This window comes from Mycolicibacter sp. MU0102 (assembly GCF_963378105.1).
In the GTDB taxonomy this organism is placed as follows: domain Bacteria; phylum Actinomycetota; class Actinomycetes; order Mycobacteriales; family Mycobacteriaceae; genus Mycobacterium; species Mycobacterium holstebronense.
The window spans coordinates 2702933-2720382 of the sequence record NZ_OY726398.1 but is presented as its reverse complement, the minus strand read 5'-3'; the positions used below and the strand labels follow the sequence as shown (position 1 = coordinate 2720382).

Here is a 17450-nt window from a genome sequence, read left to right as displayed (position 1 = left end):
GGTGAACGCTACCGCCAGTGCCCGCCTGGCTTACCCTTGGCTCTCGTGTCGAAGATTTCCACCGCTGCGCGGCGCCTGGTTCTGGGTCAGCCCTTTCGTAGCGATCGGCTAAGCCACACGCTGCTGCCCAAGCGCATCGCCCTGCCGGTATTCGCCTCCGACGCGCTGTCCTCGGTGGCCTACGGACCCGAAGAAGTCTTTCTGGTGTTGTCGGTGGCGGGTCTGGCCGCCTATCGGATGACGCTGTGGGTGGGCCTGGCTGTCGCCTTCGTGTTCATCACCGTGGTGGCCTCCTACCGCCAGAATGTGCACGCCTACCCCTCCGGTGGCGGCGACTACGAGGTGGTCACCACCAACCTGGGTGCTACCGCGGGCTTGACCGTGGCGAGCGCGTTGATGGTGGATTACGTTCTGACCGTTGCGGTCTCGATCTCATCAGGGATCGCCAACATCGGCTCGGCGATACCGTTCATCGCCGACCACAAGGTCGCCTTCGCGGTCGGGACCGTGATCGTGGTGGCAGCGGCCAATCTGCGGGGCATTCGAGAATCGGGCACCGCGTTCGCCATCCCGACGTATGCGTTCATGATCGGGGTCTTCGGCATGCTGGGGTGGGGGCTGTTCCAGATCTTTGTGATGGGCAACCCATTGCAGGCCGAGTCGGCCGAGTTCAAGATCCACTCCACCCAGGGCGAAATGGTCGGGGTGGCCCTGGTGTTCCTGGTGGCGAAATCGTTCTCGTCGGGCTGTGCTGCGCTGACCGGGGTGGAGGCGATCAGCAACGGCGTGCCGGCATTCCGCAAACCGAAGTCGCGCAACGCCGCCACCACGCTGCTGATGCTGGGTGTGATCGCGGTGACACTGATGATGGGCATCATCGTGCTGGCCCGTGAGACCGGGGTGAAGATCGCGGCGCGCCCGCACGAACAGCTGATCGGGGCGCCGGCGGATTACGACCAGAAGACCCTGCTGGCTCAGCTGGCCGAGACGGTGTTCCGGGGCTTTCCGCCCGGTTTATGGATCATCGCCGGAGTCACGGCGCTGATTCTGGCGCTGGCCGCCAACACCGCGTTCAACGGTTTCCCGGTGCTGGGTTCGATCTTGGCGCAGGACCGCTACCTGCCGCGCCAGCTGCACACCCGCGGCGACCGGCTGGCGTTCTCCAACGGCATCGTGTTCCTCGCGGTGGTGGCCATCGCCTTCATCGTGGCGTTCGGGGCCGAGGTGACCGCGCTCATCCAGCTCTACATCGTCGGGGTCTTCGTCTCCTTCACGCTGAGTCAGATCGGTATGGTGCGGCACTGGAACCGATTGCTGCGCAATGAAACCGACCGTGCGGCCCGGGTCAAGATGATGCGTTCCCGGGTGGTCAACACCATCGGATTCCTCGCTACCGGGGTGGTGTTGATCGTGGTGATCGCCACCAAGTTCGTGGCCGGTGCGTGGATCGCGATCGTCGCCATGTCGGTGCTGTTCCTCTTGATGAAAATGATCCGCCGGCATTACGACACCGTCAGTCAGGAGTTGGCCGAGCAGTCGGCCGCGCTGGACGACCAGGCGGTGCTGCCCAGCCGCAACCACGCCCTGGTCCTGGTGTCCAAGCTGCATCTGCCGACCCGCCGCGCGCTGGCCTACGCGCGCGCGACGCGCCCTGACGCCCTGGAGGCGATCACGGTCAACGTCGATGACACCGAAACCCGCGCCCTGGTGCGCGAGTGGGAGGATAGCGAGATCACCGTTCCGCTCAAGGTGATTGCATCGCCGTACCGCGAGGTCACCCGGCCGGTGCTCGATTACGTCAAACGCATCAGCAAGGAGTCGCCGCGCACCGTGGTGACCGTCTACATCCCCGAATACGTGGTGGGCCACTGGTGGGAGCAGTTGCTCCACAACCAGAGCGCGCTGCGGCTCAAGACCCGGCTGTTGTTCATGCCGCAGGTCATGGTCACCTCGGTGCCCTGGCAGCTGAACTCCTCGGAGCGGCGCAAAGTCTTGGAGCCGCATCACGCCCCCGGCGACACCCGGAGAGGCTTCTTAGAGTGATCGACCAGGAATTGGTCTTGACGACCGACGCACCGGCGAACGGCGGCAGTTGTGTGGCCCGCCACGACGGCCGGGTCGTTTTCGTGCGCTACGCGCTGCCCGGTGAGCAGGTGCGGGTGCGCATCACCGCCGAGCGGGGCTCGTATTGGCACGGCGAATGTGTCGAGGTGCTCGAACCCGCGGCGGCGCGGATCGATTCGCTGTGCCCGATTGCGGGCGTCGATGGCGCGGGCTGCTGCGATCTGGCGTTCGCCGATCCGGCCGTGGCACGCGCGCTCAAGGGTGCGGTGGTGTCCAATCAGCTGGCGAGGCTCGGCGGCTACGAGTGGGAGGGTTCTGCCGAACCGGTCGGCGACGACGGCCCGACCGGTTGGCGCACCCGGGTCCGCTTGGACGTCGGTGCCGACGGCCGGGCCGGATTCCACCGGTATCACAGTGATGAGCTGGTCACCGACCTGCAGTGCGGGCAGCTGCCGGCCGGAATGATCAAGGGACTGACCGAACAGACCTGGCGGCCCGGCGATCACCTGCACGTGGTGGCCGACGACGACGGTGTCCGGCATGTGGTGAGCACCGGGCGCGGTCACCGTCCCCAGGTCATGGAGGGCGACTATCACGCCACCCAGTGGGTGGGCCGCCGGCGTTGGCAGATTCCGGTGACGTCGTTCTGGCAGGCGCATCGTCGGGCGGCCGCGCTCTACAGCGCGCTGGTCGGCCAGTGGGCGCAGGCCGACACCGGGATGACCGCCTGGGATCTTTACGGCGGCGCCGGGATCTTCGCCGCGGCGCTGGCCGAGACGGTGGGGGAGACGGGTCGGGTGATCAGTGCCGACACGTCACGGGCCGCGACCGGGGCCGCGCGGGCTGCGCTGGCCGACCTGCCGCAGGTATCGGTGCGCACCGATTCGGTGCGCAGGGTGTTGAGCGATGCGCACTCCGGCGCCGACGTCGCGGTGCTGGACCCGCCGCGCGCTGGTGCCGGGCGGGAGGTGATCGAGGCGCTGGCCGCCGCAGGTGTACCGCGTATTGTGCACATCGGTTGCGAGGCAGCGTCTTTTGCTCGAGACATCGGTCTATACCGCGGGCAGGGCTATGCCGTGGAACAGATCCGAGTGTTCGACGCGTTCCCGCTGACCCACCACGTGGAGTGCGTCGCGCTGCTAACCCGCTGACTGCTCGCGCCAACGGTCCAGCAGCGCTGGTATCTCCGCGAGCAGAAACGTGTAGAAGTCCCGCATCTGGGTGAGCCGGTGGTGGGCCGGGTGGTCGGCGCCGATAGCCGCGATCCCGGCCGCCGCGGCGTCCTGCATCGCTGAGATCGTCACGTTCTGGTTGGTGAACAGCACCGCCCATGCGTCGTCGCGCAGCCGATAGTGCTCGCGGCGGCTGGCCGGAACCGGAACCCGCTCGGCCAGCCCGACCGCGGTGAGCATCTTCATCGCCCCGGAGATCGCGCCCGCGCTGGCCTGCAGCTTCTCGGCCAGCTCGCCCATCGTCATCGTGGACTGCTCGGTGAACAGCAAGGTGGCCAGGACCCGCGCGGTCATGCGCTGCAGCCCGAGGCCGGTCAACGTCAGAGCGAGTTGTTCGGCGATCTCCGCGTCCTCTGCCACCGGAAACTCCTAATGTTCACTAATTTCTGAAATGTCAGTATATTCGATCGAGTGTTGGACGACGGCGACACCACCGAAGTGATCCGGGTGCGCGGACTCACCTACAGCTACCCGAAAGCCCAGCAGCCGGCGGTTCGCGGCATGGACTTCTCGGTCGACCGCGGTGAGATCTTCGGCTTCCTGGGCCCCAGTGGTGCCGGCAAGTCCACAACGCAGAAACTGCTCATCGGCCTGTTGCGTGGCCACGGCGGCCAAGCCCAGGTCTGGGGCCGCGACCCGGTGGCGTGGGGACCCGATTACTACCAGCGCATCGGGGTGTCCTTCGAACTGCCCAACCACTACCAAAAGCTCACCGGACTGGAGAATCTGCGGTTCTTCGCATCGCTGTACGCCGGCAAGACCGCCGACCCGATGGCCCTGCTGGACGCCGTCGGCCTGACCGAGTACGCGGACACCCAGGTGGGTGATTACTCCAAGGGCATGCAGATGCGGCTGACCTTCATTCGGGCACTGATTCACAATCCTGAACTGATCTTCCTCGATGAACCCACGTCCGGTCTGGACCCGGTCAACGCCAACAAGGTCAAAGACATGGTGCGCGATCTCAAGGCACGCGGCCGGACCGTTTTTCTGACCACGCACGACATGGAGACCGCCGACGAGCTGTGCGACCGGGTGGCATTCGTCGTCGACGGCAGGATCGTTGCACTGGACGCGCCGGCCGAGTTGAAGATCGCCCGCAGCCAACGCATGGTGCGAGTGACCTACCGGGCGCCGCAGGGCGGACTGGCGAATGCTGACTTCGCCATGGACACCCTGGCCGACGATCCGGCGTTTCACGCCGTGCTGCGCGAGCAACACGTGGAGACCATCCACAGCCGCGAAGCCAGCCTCGATGACGTGTTCGTCGAGGTCACCGGCAGGCAGCTGACATGAGCCGGCTGGTGGCCGCGCTACGCCTGGAGCTGATGTTGCAGGTCCGGCAGAAGTTCCTGCACGCCGCGGTGTTCTCGGGTCTGATCTGGCTGGCGGTGCTGCTGCCGATGCCGGCGCGCCTGCGCACGGCCGCCGAACCGTATGTGCTGATGGGCGATACGGCCATCATCGGCTTCTTCTTCATCGCCGGTACGGTGTTCTTCGACAAGCAGGATCGGATCCTGTCGGCGATCGTCGCCACACCGCTGCGATTCGGCGAGTACCTGACCGCGAAACTCACTCCGCTGGCCGGGATCTCACTGGTGGTGGCCGTGGTGGTGGCCGGTGTGGATCGCGTCGGTTACCACCCGCTTCCACTGCTGGTGGGGGTGCTGCTGGCGACCCTGGTGATGCTGCTGGTCGGGTTCACCACATCCCTGCCGTTCGCGTCGATCAGCGACTGGTTCCTGACCGCGACGATCCCACTGGCGGTGATGTCACTGCCGATGCTGCACTACTCGGGGGTGTGGCCGTCACCGCTGTGCTACCTGATCCCCAGCCAGGGGCCGTTGCTGCTGTTCGGCGCCGCCTTCGATCAGCTCAGCCTGACACGCTGGCAGATCGCGTACGCGCTGATCTATCCCACACTGTGTATCGCCGGCTTGTGCTTGGCGGGCCGGAAACTGTTCGCCCACTACATCATCGAGCGGTCGTGACGGTGGGCTGGCGCGCAGTGGCCGCGTTCGTCCGCAATGATCTGCGGGGCACCTACCGCGACCCGCTGTTGGTGATGATTGTGCTGGCGCCGGTGATCTGGACTATCGGGGTAGCGGTGCTGACGCCGCGGGTCACCACCATGCTCGCCGAGCGTTACGCGTTCGACCTGGTGCCCTACTACCCGCTGGTGCTCACCGCATTTCTGTTGCTGACGTCCATCATCATCACCGGCGGCCTGGGAGCGTTCCTGGTGCTCGACGAAGTCGACGCCGGCACGCTGACCGCGCTGCGAGTCACCCCGGTCCGTCTGTCGGTGTTCTTCGGCTACCGGGTGGCCACCGTGATGGTGGTGACGACCGCTTACGTGATCGCCACCCTGTCGTTCAGCGGGATTCTGCAACCCGGCCTGGTGCCATCACTGATCCCGATCGGGCTGGTGGCGGGCCTGTCCGCGGTGGTGACCCTGCTGCTGATCCTGGCCATGGCCAGCAACAAGATTCAGGGTCTGGCCGCGCTGCGTGGCCTGGGCATGCTGATCGCCGGGCTGCCGTGCCTGCCGTGGTTCATCGACTCGGATTGGAATCTGGCGTTCGGGGTGTTGCCGCCGTACTGGGCGGTCAAGGCATTCTGGGTGGCCGGCAACCACGGTATGTGGTGGCCGTATCTGCTCGGCGGGGTCGTCTACAACCTGGCGGTCGCGATACCGCTATATCGCCGCTTCATCGCCAAGAACACGTGAGGGCACTGCGACGATTGGGCGTCAGCCAAAAACGAAGTAGCGCAACCACAGATACACCGCAGTCAGCGCGACCGAGACGGCGGTGACCACAATGCCCTTGCGGGTGAACTCCCAGAATGAGATGGGATTGCCTGCCCGGCGGGCGATTCCGAGCATAACCACGTTGGCGCTGGCTCCGACGGCGGTCAGGTTGCCACCGAAGTCAGCACCCAGTGCCAGCGCCCACCACAGCGCGTCGGGATGCAAGTTGGTAGGCAGGGTGGTGCTCAGCTCGGCCACGATCGGGGTCATGGTTGCCACGTACGGGATGTTGTCGATGATCCCGGACACCGGCGCGGACACCGCCAAGATGCCCATCGTGGTCAACAATGCATTGCCGTCGGTGACCGCGGTGGCAGCTTTGGCGAGGGTGGCGATCACACCGGTATCCACCAGGGCGCCGACCATCACGAACAGTCCGGCGAAGAACAGCAACGTTTCCCACTCGACCCCGGACAGGTAATCCGAGCGCTCCAGACCGGAGCTCAGGATCAGGACTCCGGCACCGAGTAGGGCGACCACCGATGGCTCGAGGTGAAGCGCCGAATGCCCGATGAACGCCGCGAACACCGCGACGAGCACCAGGCCACACTTGATCAGCAGGCCGCGATCACGGATTGCTTCACCCTCTTCCAGTGCCATCACGTCGGCGACCCGCTCGGCGTCGACGGCGAACGACCCGGGAAATAGGCGGGGCAACATGACGATGAACGCGGCGATGACGATGGCGACGATAGGCGCCAGGTTCAGCAGAAAGGAATTGAACGTCAATCCTCCTCGGCTGGCGATGATGATGTTGGGTGGATCACCGACCAGGGTTGCGGCGCCGCCGATGTTGGAGGCGAACACCTCGGCCATCAGAAACGGTGCGGCACTGATGTCGAGGCGGTCACAGACCAGCAGCGTGACCGGGGCGATCAGCAGCACGGTGGTGACGTTGTCCAGCAACGCGGAGGCCACCGCGGTCACCAGCACCAGAAGGATCATGATCCGTAGCGGAGAACCCTTGGCGCGCTTGGCCGCCCAGATGGCGATGTACTCGAAGACGCCCGTCTGGCGCAGCACGCTGACAATAATCATCATGCCCAGCAGCAGGAAAATGACGTCCCAGTCGATCCCGGTCGCGCGGGAGTAGAAGATGTCATCGGATGAGATGACCGGCAGGATGACGACTGCCGCCGCACCGGCCAGCGCTACCACCGTTTTGTTGACGCGGTCGGCGGCGATGAACGCGTATGCGGTCAGAAACACCGCGACCGCAATGAATGTCATCAGCGGGATCAGACCCTCAGCGCCGCGGCAAGCAACCGCGACGCGGTGATGACCCCGTACAGCTCGCCGTCCTTGACGACGGCAATCAAGGGGCTGTGCAGCCGGGCCATCATGGCGGCCACTTCGATCACGGTCGCGTCGGCGTCGGCGGCGGGCACGTCTCGTAGGTGTTCGGGCAGCACGTCGCGCACCGTCTTGCCGCGAAGCTTCTCCGCCGAGCGGTCCGCCACGGTCTCGCTCAGCACGCCCGCCAGTGATGGGTCGTCCTGGACGTAGCCCGGCACGATGAAGCGCACCACCTGGGAGGCCGGCAGCACCGCATAGGGCTTGCCGGCCGCGTCGGTGACGACGATCCCGGGCAACCGGTGCTCCGCCAATAATCTCGCGGCGGCCAGCGCGTCGGAGTCGATAGCCACCACCGGGAATTCTTCGGCGATCTGTTCGGCCCGCACACGATGACGATACGGGGGGTGCTCGTCGCCATGCGTAGACTGGCCGGATGCTTGAAGGGATCCGCGGCCCCGCCGATCTGCAGCACCTCTCGCAGGCTCAGCTGACCGATCTGGCGGCGGAGATCCGCGAGTTCCTGATCCACAAGGTCGCCGCGACCGGCGGGCATCTGGGCCCCAATTTGGGTGTGGTGGAGCTGACGTTGGCGCTGCACCGTGTCTTCGACTCCCCGCACGACCCGATCATCTTCGACACCGGTCATCAGGCCTACGTGCACAAGATGCTGACCGGGCGTAGCCGCGACTTCGACACCCTGCGTAAGAAGGGCGGGTTATCGGGTTATCCGTCGCGCGCCGAGAGTGAACACGACTGGGTGGAGTCCAGCCACGCCAGCTCGGCGCTGTCCTACGCCGACGGCCTGGCCAAAGCTTTCGAGCTGACCGGGCACCGTAACCGGCATGTGGTGGCCGTCGTCGGTGACGGCGCACTGACCGGCGGAATGTGCTGGGAGGCCCTCAACAACATTGCCGCAGGCAACCGACCGGTGGTGGTCGTGGTCAACGACAACGGCCGTAGCTATGCGCCCACTATCGGTGGCTTCGCCGACCACCTGGCCGCACTGCGGCTGCAGCCCGCCTACGAGCGCCTGCTGGAGCGGGGCCGCACCGCGATCCGCGGGGTGCCGGTCGTTGGGGAACTCGGCTACCAGGTGATCCACAGCTTCAAAGCGGGGCTCAAAGATGCGCTGGCGCCACAGGCGTTGTTCACCGACCTGGGCTTGAAATACCTGGGGCCGATCGACGGTCATGACGAGGCCGCGGTGGAATCCGCGCTGCGCCGCGCGCGGGGTTTCGGCGGGCCGGTGATCGTGCACGTGGTTACCCAAAAGGGCAAGGGCTACGGCCCGGCGGAGAACGACGAGGCCGAGCAGATGCACGCCTGCGGGGTGATCGATCCGCTGACCGGCTATGCCACCGAAACCGCCGGGCGCGGCTGGACGGCGGTGTTCTCTGACGCGCTCATCGAGTACGGCACCAAGCGCCGTGATGTCGTCGCCATCACCGCCGCGATGCCGGGCCCCACGGGGCTCGCGCCGTTCGGACAGCGTTTTCCGGATCGGATGTTCGACGTCGGGATCGCCGAGCAACACGCGATGACGTCCGCGGCAGGCCTGGCAATGGGGGGCCTGCACCCGGTGGTGGCGGTGTATTCGACGTTCCTGAACCGCGCCTTCGACCAGCTCGTGATGGACGTCGCGCTGCACAAGCTGCCGGTGACGCTGGTGTTGGACCGGTCCGGGATCACCGGGCCCGACGGCGCCAGTCACAACGGCATGTGGGATCTGTCGGTGCTGGGAATCGTGCCCGGAATCCGGGTGGCCGCACCTCGCGACGGCATCCGGCTGCGCGAGGAGCTCGGTGAAGCACTCGACATCGATGACGGGCCCACTGCGTTGCGATTCCCCAAGGGGGACGTGGGCGAAGACATTCCCGCCATCGAGCGGCGCGCCGGGGTGGACGTGCTGGCAGTCCCGGCCGACGGGTTGCCCCAAGACGTCCTGCTGGTCGCGGTCGGCGCGTTCGCTCCCATGGCGTTGGCGGTGGCCGACCGACTGCACAACCAGGGCATCGGGGTGACGGTGATTGACCCGCGTTGGGTGCTTCCGGTGCCGCAGGTGCTCATCGAGATGGCCCGCGCGCACAAGTTGGTGGTCACCTGCGAGGACAACGGCGTGGCCGGCGGCATCGGCTGGGCAGTCTCGGCGGCGCTGCGGCGTGCCGAGATCGACCTGCCCTGCCGCGACGTCGCGCTACCGCAGCGTTTCTACGACCACGCCTCGCGCGGTGAGCTGTTGGCCGAGGTCGGCCTCACCGCACAGGACGTGGCCCGCCAGATCACCGGCTGGGTGGCGGCGATGGGCGCCTCTAACTGCGTCGACGAGGTCAGCGAACGGCTGGACTAGCTCACGTCGGTGATCGGCGGCCACACCGCGTCGAACAACCACGCGAATACGAACGTGTAGACCAGGAAGAACGCCAGCAGGCCGATCTCAAGACCGAAGGCCTGTACCAGCGACACCTTCAACAGCGCGGCCACGATCGGCAACAGCAGCACCACCAGGCCACCTTCGAAGCCGACGGCGTGCACGATCCGGCGGCCCACCGTGCGGGTCGGGGAGTCCTGCCGGCGCTCCCACGCCTCGAACACCGTGGTCCAGACGTAGTTCCACACCACCGCGACCGTTGAAGCCGCCACTGCCACGGCGCCTGAACTGCCGCCGCCGAACCCGAGCACGGTCAGTCCGACGGTGGTCAGCGCAACGGCGACAAGCTCGTAGCTGATGACGTAGACGATGCGACGAAAAGCTGGTGACACGAGGTCCTCCCAGGAAAATCAACCATGGGAAGTCCTTGACGGTTCGCGTCCACGGTTAGCGTGACGTGAGAAGCACTGGCCGAACACTGAATACGGCTGCTCCATAGACAGTCTAGCAATAGTCGTGCCGAGCACCCCGGCGGCCGAGAACCTAGCCCGGCTGGGCGCGGCCCAGAGCCTGCGTCAGCGCCGGCACCGTCAGCTCACGTTGCCAGGGACGTGCGTCGCCGGCGACCAAGAACTCCTCGATCACCACCGCTGGCTCCGATGCCACCGGTTTCCAATCCCAGCACAGCCGGCGCACCAGTTCGGGGGTGAGCAGATTCTCGGTCGGCACGTGCACCTGCTCGGAAACCGCACCCAGCGCGGCGCGGACGGTCTCCAGTCGTGCGGCGGCCTCGGGCTTGCGTCGCGCCCAGCGCGAGGGCGGCGGTGGGCCGCTGGTGGATTCGCCGGCTTCCGGCGGCTCGGGGTTCTCGCGTGCTGCGGCCAGCGCTGCCAGCCAAGTCGCCGCGCTGCGACGTTGTTTGGGCCCGCCGAAGACCGGCAGGGCGAGCAGCTCTGCGACGGTGGTGGGGTTGGCGACGGCCGCAGCGATGATCGCCGAGTCGGGCAGGATGCGTCCGGGCGCGATGTCACGGCGTGCTGCGATCTGGTCGCGGACCGTCCAGAGCTCTCGGACGGCGGCCAGACCGCGCCGATCGCGCACCTTGTGAATACCCGACGTACGCCGCCAACGGTCCCGGCGCGTCGTCGTGGTGAAGTCGGTCACCCGGACGTGATTGAACTCCTGTGCCGCCCAATCGGTTTTGCCCTGTTCGGACAGCACTTCAGCGACCGCCTGACGCAGTTCGATGAGCACCTCGACGTCGAGAGCCGCATAGTTGAGCCAATCGGCAGGCAGCGGTCGCTTCGACCAGTCCGCGGCGCCGTGGCCCTTGGCCAGGCCCAGTCCCAACAGTCGCTGCACCATCGCGGCCAGGTTGACCCGGTCGAAGCCGGCCAGCCGCCCCGCCAGTTCGGTGTCGTACAGCGCCTTGGGCCACATGCCGACCTCGGCCAGGCAGGCCAGATCTTGGTCGGCGGCGTGCAGAATCCACTCGTCGTCGTCGAGCACTTCGGCGACCGGGCGCAGCAGGGCAGCCGGATCCTCGCCCGCGCCGACCGGATCGATCAGCACCGTTCCGGCGCCCGCTCGACGGATCTGGATGAGGTAGGCCCGGTTGGAGTAGCGGAAGCCCGACGCGCGCTCGGCATCCACCGCGAACGGGCCGCGACCGCCTGCCAGCAAATCGGCGGCAGCACGGATTTGGGTGGGCGTGACCGACACCTCCGGCACCCCATCGGCTGGATGCGGCAGTGGTGTCGGCTCGGGCTCTTCGGTGACGGCCGGTTCGGTGGTCTGCTCGGACATCTCAGACGCGGGTTCGCGAGCTCAGATCGGTGATCCCGACCGGCGGTAGGCCCGCGGCGTGTTCCAACACCTCGCAGAACGCCTGGACATGGGTGCTCAGCTCCGGGGTGGTGGCGGTCCACGACGCGCGCAACTCCAACTGGTGACCCCGCGGCGGGCCGGAGATGTCGCCGTACCGAACCGACGTGGTGGCCGTGACGGTCCCACCCAATGCGGTGACGTGTTCGGTGCGGGCGCCCAGCGCATCGACGAGCCAACTCCAGGCGACCTCGGGCAACAGCGGGTCGATCGCCTCGTGCGGGTCCAGGTCGGCCTGGATGAAGGCCACCATCCGCATGGTGCCGTCCCAGGCGTCGGTGCCGTCGGGGTCATACAGCAGGATCAACCGGCCGAAGGCATCGCCGTCGGAGTCTTCCGGGATGAGGTCGGTCTCGGGATGCTTGACCTCGGCGCCCAGCGCGTAGCTGTAGGGCGCCAGGCGCTGCGGCGGCCGGATCGGGCCCAACTCGATTTCCGACCGCACGGTTGCGGCGTGCATCGTTGCCACCGCTTCCCGAAAGGGGGCAGGCTCGGCTGATGTCACTGGTGCCGCTCCTTAACTGATTGCTGTGCGCCACGTCGCCAGCGGCCGGCACAGAAGATTCCGTTGCGCTCCGCCGCGACGCGGGTCACCGAATCTCACGCTAACCCCCGGCGCCGGTCGGCGCAGACAGGCGCGCCGAATACGGCGGTTCGGAGGCGAGGGGAGGCCGGGACCGCCGCAGGAGACGGCACGGTTCGGCGAGGCTCGCCGGAGTTGGCCCGGAGGGCCGGCGGAGGCGAGGGGAGGCCGGGACCGCCGCAGGAGACGGCACGGTTCGGCGAGGCTCGCCGGAGTTGGCCCGGAGGGCCGGCGGAGGCGAGGGGAGGCCGGGACCGCCGCAGGAAACGGCACGGTTCGGCCTGGCGGGCCCGGTCGTGGCAGCATTGAGCTCGATGAGTGCCCGTCGTGAACTGCCTGATTCCCCGTACCTGGCCGCCGCTACTGGCCGGCAACCCAACCGGATGCCGGTCTGGTTCATGCGCCAGGCCGGCCGATCCCTGCCGGAATACCGTGAGCTGCGCGCACAGCACAGCATGCTGGCCGCCTGTTTTGACCCCGAACTGGTCTGCGAGATCACGCTGCAACCGGTGCGCCGCCATGACGTCGACGCGGCGATCCTGTTCTCCGACATCGTGGTGCCGCTGCGCGGCGCCGGGGTGGATCTGGACATCGTCCCCGATGTAGGGCCGGTGATCGCCAACCCGGTGCGCAGCGCGAGTGACGTCGCCGCCCTGCGGCCGTTGGAGCCGCAGCAGGTGACGGCAGTCGCGGCGGCGGTATCGCTGCTGGTGGACGCGCTCGGAACGGTGCCGCTGATCGGCTTCGCCGGCGCGCCGTTCACCATGGCCTCCTACCTGGTCGAGGGTGGGCCCAGCCGGACCCATGCCCGTACTAAGGCGATGATGCTGGCCGATCCGGACACCTGGCATGAGTTGATGGCGGGGCTTACTGACCTGACCATCGCGTTTCTGACGGTGCAACTCGACCACGGCGTGGACGCCATTCAGTTATTCGACTCCTGGGCCGGAACACTGTGCCTTGCCGACTACCGGCGCTTCGTGGCACCGCACAGTGCCCGGGTGTTCGCCACGCTCGCGGACCGGGAGGTGCCGATGACGCACTTCGGCGTGCAGACCGGGGAGCTGTTGGGTGAGATGGCGGCCACCGGAGCCACCGTCGTCGGTGTGGACTGGCGTACCTCGCTGACCGACGCCGCCGCCCGGGTGGGCGCCGGTCGAGCCTTGCAGGGCAACTTGGACCCGGCGGTGCTGCTGGCGGGCTGGCCGGCGGTGGAGCGCGCCGCCAAGGCCGTCGTCGCCGACGGCCGTGCCGCTGTTGCCGCCGGAGCATCGGGGCACGTGTTCAACCTCGGACACGGCGTACTGCCGGAAACCGACCCCGGGGTGCTGACCGACCTGGTATCGCTGGTCCATTCATTGTGACCACGTCGTACTGCGTCGTCGGGGGCGGAATCTCCGGTCTGGCCGCCGCCCACCGCCTGCGGGCGACACTCGGCGACGCAGTCGACATCACCATCTTCGATCCGGCCGATCGGCTCGGCGGGCTGTTGCGCACCGAGACCCTGGGCGGGATGGGGGTGGATGTAGGTGCTGAGGCATTCATCGCCCGGCGGCCCGAGGTCCCGGCCCTGCTGGCCGAGCTGGGTTTGGCCGATCGGCAGCGCGGTACCACCGGAGTGCGGCCATTGCTGTACAGCCGTCGGCTGCTGCATCGGCTGCCGCCGGACACCCTCAGCGGGATTCCGTCCTCGCCAGAATCGATGGCGGGGCTAGTCGACAACGAAACCCTCGCCCGGATCGCCGGTGAACCCAGCCGCCCGTTGGCGTTCGAACCGGGCAGCGATCCGGCGCTGGGGGCCCTGGTGGCCGACCGCTTCGGGCCACAGGTGGTCGCCTGCTCGGTGGACCCGCTGATCGGCGGGGTGTATGCGGGTTCGGCGGCAACCGTCGGGCTGCGCTCGGCGGTCCCGGGCCTGGCCACCCTGCTCGATGAGGGCGCGTCCAGCCTGACCGAGGCCGTGCGGAGGGCACTGCCCACGACCACCGGCGTGCCGGTGTTCGGCGCGATCACCGGCGGTTATCAGGTGCTGGTCAACGCACTGGTGCGCAGCGCCAGGCTGCGCTGGGTGCAATCGGCGGTGACCCAGATCGACCCGGCCGGCGACGGTTGGCTGTTGCGAGACGCCAGTGGCGGCCATCATCGCGCCGACCGGGTGGTGGTCGCGGTGCCTGCCCCCGTGCTGGCCCGGCTGGCCACCGGGTTCGCGCCGCGTGCCGCGGCTGCGGCCAGCCGGATCGGCAACGCATCGTCGGTGGTGGTGGCAATGGCGGTGCCCGCCGGCGCGGCGTTCCCGAACAACTCCGGGGTACTGGTTGCCACCGGGGAACGGTTGCACGCCAAGGCGATCACCCTGACGTCGCGCAAATGGGGCGACCGGGGGTACGGCGGCAGGGTCGAGGTGTTGCGGTTGTCGTTCGGTCGGTTCGGCGACCCCCGCACCAGCGCCTCCGACGCGGAGCTGGTGGCGTGGTCGGTGCAGGACCTGGAGGCCGTCTTCGGCCTCACGGTGGACCCCATCGACGTGCGCGTGCAGCGCTGGCCTGCGGCGATGCCGCAATATCGGTCCGGCCACGCCGCCCTGGTCACTGGGCTGCGCGCCGCGCTGCCACCGACCGTGGCGGTGGCCGGCAACTATCTCGACGGCATCGGGGTACCGGCCTGCATCGCCGCGGCCGACCGGGCGGTGGCGGCCGTGATCAGCGCCACCCCGGCGCCGTAGGACTCTTCGCGGCGCATCGTGGCAGCATAGGGGCCATGGCGCACCTCGACTACGACAAGCTGAACTCCACTCTCCGCTATGTGATGTTTTCGGTGTTCTCGGTGAATCCGGGTGGACTCGATGAGGGTTCGCAGACTCGCGAGGAGATAGCCGACCAGGTTGCCACCTACTTGAAGCAGCAGGAAGAGCGTGGCGTGGTGGTTCGCGGGGTGTACGACGTCGCTGGCCTGCGTGCCGACGCCGACTTCATGATCTGGACCCACGCCGAGCGCATCGAAGACCTGCAGGCCACCTACTCGGGCTTCCGCCGCACCGCACTGGGGCGGGCCTGCGACCCGGTGTGGAGCAGCGTGGCGTTGCACCGGCCGGCCGAGTTCAACCGCAGTCATGTCCCGGCGTTCATCGCCGGTGAGCCGGCGGGCGCCTACGTCTGCGTGTACCCCTTCGTGCGGTCGCTCGAGTGGTATGTCCTGCCCGAAGAGGATCGCCGCAGGATGCTGGCCGAGCACGGCATGGCGGCCCGGGAGTACAAGGATGTGCGGGCCAACACCGTGCCCGCGTTCGCGCTCGGAGACTACGAGTGGATTCTGGCGTTCGAGGCACCCGAACTCGACCGGATCGTCGACCTGATGCGCGACCTGCGCAACACGGAGGCCCGGTTGCACGCCCGGGAAGAAACCCCGTTCTTCACCGGCCCCCGGGTCGAGGTCGAGCAGTTGGTGGCGTCGCTGCCGTAGCAGTCCGCTACGACGGCGGGACCAACCGCAGACAAATGCTGTTGATGCAGTAGCGCTGGTCGGTGGGGGTGGGATAACCCTCGCCGGTGAACACGTGGCCCAAATGGCTGTGGCAGGACGCGCACAGCACCTCGGTGCGCCGCATCCCCAGCGTGTCATCCGAGCGCAGGATCACCGCGTCGGAGTCGGCCGGGTCGAAGAACGACGGCCACCCGCAGTGGGAGTGGAATTTCTCTGTGCTGCGGAACAATTCGGCACCGCACGCCCGGCACTCGTAGACACCTTCGGCGGTGGTGTCGGTGTATTCGCCGGTGTTCGGCGGCTCGGTGCCGGCGCGGCGCAGCACCGCGAACTCTTGGGGGGTCAGTTTCGCGCGCCACTCGTCGTCGGTGAGCGACACCTTGGGAGAGGTCATGCCACCACGTTAACCTTCGCAGGCTCGGCCGCCAGCCACTCCGGATCGATCCCGTCGTTCAGGCGGCCCTGTTCCTTGGCGTCGAGGTAGCGGTAACACAGCACCGTGGTGATCACGATCAGCAGCAGCGACCAGCCGTAGGTGATCTTGAGGTAGTCCAGTGGCCGCCCGATGTTCATCCACCGGAAGATCAGCCACTTGTCCAGGGTCATGAACCCGTAGATCCCCAGCCATGCCGGCCAGTTGCGCAGCACCGAGTTCGGCAGCACCACGGTCATCAGGAACGGGAACAGCACGATCGAGTAGTAGCCCTGGCCCAGTGACAGCACCAGGAACGAGGTGGTCAGCAGCACACCCGATGAGGTCAGCATCCAGAATCGGGGGTCGCGGGTGCGGTAGTAGCGGTAGAGCAGCCACAGGCTGACGGCGGCCAACACGGTGAACAGCACCCGCATGAACAGGATCAGGCCCGAGGGCAGTCCGAAGAACACGCCGTTGCCCAGGATCGAGGAGTTGAAGTAGTCGCGGGTGCCCATGATGTAGGGCACCGTCTGGGTGAAGTAGCTGTTCGGATCGCTGGCCAGCGGGAACGCCACCACGTTGAACAGCACCGGTACCGCGATCGCCCCGACGAACGGCCGCCACTGCCGGCTCAGCAGCGGCAGCAGCAGCAGCGGTATCAGCACCGGCTTGACCACGATGGTCAAGCCGATGGCGACACCGGCCCACCACTGGCGGCTCGCCCGGCCGTCGAGCAGCCAGCGCAAGAACAAGACTTCGGCCAGCAGGATCACGCCGTTGATGTTGGTGAACACCAGTGTGCTGCTCACGCTTTCGGTGAGGAACATCGCGGCCAGCAGGGCCGGCGCCGCGACCGAGCTCAGTCCGAATCCGAACATCCGCAGCAGCAGGTACGCGGCGAGCACGATCGCGATCGTGTTGGTCGCGATGAACGTATAGCGCGACAGGGTCTCCGGCAGGTACCCGAACGGCGACATCAGCAGGGTGCCGCCGGGGGAGTACAGGTAGTGCGGATCGACGTAGTCGAAGTGCTCGTTGTAGATGTCCAGGCCGTGCCGGAAATTCAGCACCGCCCGGTACACCGGTTTGAAGTCATCGGTGATGTTGCCGTTCAGCGGCAGCACGATGGCGCGGTGGATCAACGACATGATGGCCACCGGCCACAGCACCGAACGCAGTACGGTCGCGGTGCTCGGCGGGGACGTGGGGGGCCGGAACGCGGCCTGTAGGGCGGTGCCCGCCCGGTGCATCAAGGAGTCGGCTGCCGTCACCAGCGAACCGTACCCCGGACCGGTCCTAGGAGTCCGGATCAGGCT

General features: G+C 67.3%; 17 protein-coding genes. 9 read left to right on the top strand and 8 right to left on the bottom strand.

Annotated features, from left to right (window positions below; all coding sequences use genetic code 11):
- The first annotated feature begins 45 nt into the window (after positions 1 to 45).
- The gene (locus RCP37_RS12645; protein WP_308483445.1) at positions 46 to 2043 is read left to right on the top strand and encodes an APC family permease; all 1998 of its coding nucleotides are present in this window, start codon (positions 46 to 48) and stop codon (positions 2041 to 2043) included.
- Positions 2040 to 3215: a class I SAM-dependent RNA methyltransferase gene (locus tag RCP37_RS12640; RefSeq protein WP_308483444.1), complete on the top strand. Its 1176-nt coding sequence runs from the start codon at positions 2040 to 2042 to the stop codon at positions 3213 to 3215. The genes RCP37_RS12645 and RCP37_RS12640 overlap by 4 nt, the downstream gene beginning before the upstream one ends.
- Here the strand turns inward: RCP37_RS12640 and RCP37_RS12635 are convergent.
- Positions 3204 to 3656 (bottom strand): GbsR/MarR family transcriptional regulator, encoded by a 453-nt coding sequence (locus tag RCP37_RS12635; RefSeq protein ID WP_308483443.1) that lies wholly within the window; start codon positions 3654 to 3656, stop codon positions 3204 to 3206. The two genes, RCP37_RS12640 and RCP37_RS12635, sit on opposite strands and share 12 nt — an antisense overlap.
- 51 nt (positions 3657 to 3707) lie before the next feature.
- Here RCP37_RS12635 and RCP37_RS12630 point away from each other — a divergent pair, with 51 nt between their 5' ends.
- The 3 genes from RCP37_RS12630 to RCP37_RS12620 are packed head-to-tail and all read left to right on the top strand — an operon-like array spanning position 3708 to position 6027.
- Complete coding sequence (locus tag RCP37_RS12630) at positions 3708 to 4592, top strand: ABC transporter ATP-binding protein (protein WP_308483442.1); 885 nt, start codon at positions 3708 to 3710, stop codon at positions 4590 to 4592.
- Positions 4589 to 5287, top strand: a complete 699-nt coding sequence (locus RCP37_RS12625) for a fluoroquinolone export ABC transporter permease subunit (protein WP_308483441.1) — start codon at positions 4589 to 4591, stop codon at positions 5285 to 5287. The genes RCP37_RS12630 and RCP37_RS12625 overlap by 4 nt, the downstream gene beginning before the upstream one ends.
- A complete protein-coding gene (locus tag RCP37_RS12620; RefSeq protein ID WP_373693012.1) occupies positions 5284 to 6027 on the top strand; it encodes an Rv2686c family ABC transporter permease subunit in 744 nt (247 codons plus the stop codon). Before RCP37_RS12625 ends, RCP37_RS12620 begins: the two co-directional genes overlap by 4 nt.
- Positions 6028 to 6048: 21 nt before the next feature.
- Here the strand turns inward: RCP37_RS12620 and RCP37_RS12615 are convergent, their stop codons facing one another.
- Together RCP37_RS12615 and RCP37_RS12610 are read right to left on the bottom strand one after the other, a co-directional pair.
- Positions 6049 to 7338: an ArsB/NhaD family transporter gene (locus RCP37_RS12615; RefSeq protein ID WP_308483439.1), complete on the bottom strand. Its 1290-nt coding sequence runs from the start codon at positions 7336 to 7338 to the stop codon at positions 6049 to 6051.
- An 8-nt stretch (positions 7339 to 7346) separates the two neighbouring features.
- Complete coding sequence (locus tag RCP37_RS12610; RefSeq protein ID WP_308483438.1) at positions 7347 to 7790, bottom strand: CBS domain-containing protein; 444 nt, start codon at positions 7788 to 7790, stop codon at positions 7347 to 7349.
- 47 nt (positions 7791 to 7837) lie between these two features.
- Between RCP37_RS12610 and dxs the strand changes: the two genes are divergently transcribed.
- A complete protein-coding gene (dxs, locus tag RCP37_RS12605) occupies positions 7838 to 9751 on the top strand; it encodes a 1-deoxy-D-xylulose-5-phosphate synthase (RefSeq protein ID WP_308483437.1) in 1914 nt (637 codons plus the stop codon).
- Here the strand turns inward: dxs and RCP37_RS12600 are convergent.
- From RCP37_RS12600 to RCP37_RS12590, 3 genes are all read right to left on the bottom strand, one after another.
- Positions 9748 to 10164, bottom strand: a complete 417-nt coding sequence (locus tag RCP37_RS12600) for a PACE efflux transporter (protein WP_224971596.1) — start codon at positions 10162 to 10164, stop codon at positions 9748 to 9750. The two genes, dxs and RCP37_RS12600, sit on opposite strands and share 4 nt — an antisense overlap.
- 151 nt (positions 10165 to 10315) lie before the next feature.
- Positions 10316 to 11578, bottom strand: a complete 1263-nt coding sequence (locus RCP37_RS12595; RefSeq protein WP_308483436.1) for a ribonuclease D — start codon at positions 11576 to 11578, stop codon at positions 10316 to 10318.
- 1 nt (position 11579) lies between these two features.
- On the bottom strand, positions 11580 to 12116 hold the full coding sequence (locus RCP37_RS12590) for a DUF3000 domain-containing protein (RefSeq protein ID WP_308487068.1): 537 nt from the start codon (positions 12114 to 12116) through the stop codon (positions 11580 to 11582).
- Positions 12117 to 12553: 437 nt separating this feature from the next.
- Between RCP37_RS12590 and hemE the strand changes: the two genes are divergently transcribed.
- From hemE to hemQ, 3 genes are read left to right on the top strand one after another with little or no spacing between them, the layout of a single operon-like run.
- On the top strand, positions 12554 to 13603 hold the full coding sequence (gene hemE / locus RCP37_RS12585; protein ID WP_308483435.1) for a uroporphyrinogen decarboxylase: 1050 nt from the start codon (positions 12554 to 12556) through the stop codon (positions 13601 to 13603).
- On the top strand, positions 13597 to 14961 hold the full coding sequence (locus RCP37_RS12580) for a protoporphyrinogen oxidase (RefSeq protein ID WP_308487067.1): 1365 nt from the start codon (positions 13597 to 13599) through the stop codon (positions 14959 to 14961). Before hemE ends, RCP37_RS12580 begins: the two co-directional genes overlap by 7 nt.
- A 35-nt stretch (positions 14962 to 14996) precedes the next feature.
- Positions 14997 to 15698 (top strand): hydrogen peroxide-dependent heme synthase, encoded by a 702-nt coding sequence (gene hemQ, locus RCP37_RS12575; RefSeq protein WP_308483434.1) that lies wholly within the window; start codon positions 14997 to 14999, stop codon positions 15696 to 15698.
- A gap of 7 nt (positions 15699 to 15705) precedes the next feature.
- Here hemQ and msrB read toward each other — a convergent pair whose 3' ends face one another.
- Positions 15706 to 16113 carry a peptide-methionine (R)-S-oxide reductase MsrB gene (gene msrB, locus RCP37_RS12570; protein WP_308483433.1) on the bottom strand — a complete coding sequence of 136 codons (408 nt, stop codon included), beginning with the start codon at positions 16111 to 16113 and terminating at the stop codon, positions 15706 to 15708.
- The gene (gene aftC / locus RCP37_RS12565; protein WP_308487066.1) at positions 16110 to 17384 is read right to left on the bottom strand and encodes an arabinofuranan 3-O-arabinosyltransferase; all 1275 of its coding nucleotides are present in this window, start codon (positions 17382 to 17384) and stop codon (positions 16110 to 16112) included. The genes msrB and aftC overlap by 4 nt, the downstream gene beginning before the upstream one ends.
- Positions 17385 to 17450: the final 66 nt, after the last annotated feature.

Coding starts and splice junctions, on each gene's coding strand:
- msrB (WP_308483433.1), bottom strand. CDS start 16,113: ATGACCTCTCCCAAGGTGTCGCTCACCGACGACGAGTGGCGCGCGAAA.
- aftC (WP_308487066.1), bottom strand. CDS start 17,384: ATGCACCGGGCGGGCACCGCCCTACAGGCCGCGTTCCGGCCCCCCACG.
- RCP37_RS12615 (WP_308483439.1), bottom strand. CDS start 7,338: ATGACATTCATTGCGGTCGCGGTGTTTCTGACCGCATACGCGTTCATC.
- RCP37_RS12590 (WP_308487068.1), bottom strand. CDS start 12,116: ATGCACGCCGCAACCGTGCGGTCGGAAATCGAGTTGGGCCCGATCCGG.
- RCP37_RS12625 (WP_308483441.1), top strand. CDS start 4,589: ATGAGCCGGCTGGTGGCCGCGCTACGCCTGGAGCTGATGTTGCAGGTC.
- dxs (WP_308483437.1), top strand. CDS start 7,838: ATGCTTGAAGGGATCCGCGGCCCCGCCGATCTGCAGCACCTCTCGCAG.
- RCP37_RS12595 (WP_308483436.1), bottom strand. CDS start 11,578: ATGTCCGAGCAGACCACCGAACCGGCCGTCACCGAAGAGCCCGAGCCG.
- hemE (WP_308483435.1), top strand. CDS start 12,554: ATGAGTGCCCGTCGTGAACTGCCTGATTCCCCGTACCTGGCCGCCGCT.
- hemQ (WP_308483434.1), top strand. CDS start 14,997: ATGGCGCACCTCGACTACGACAAGCTGAACTCCACTCTCCGCTATGTG.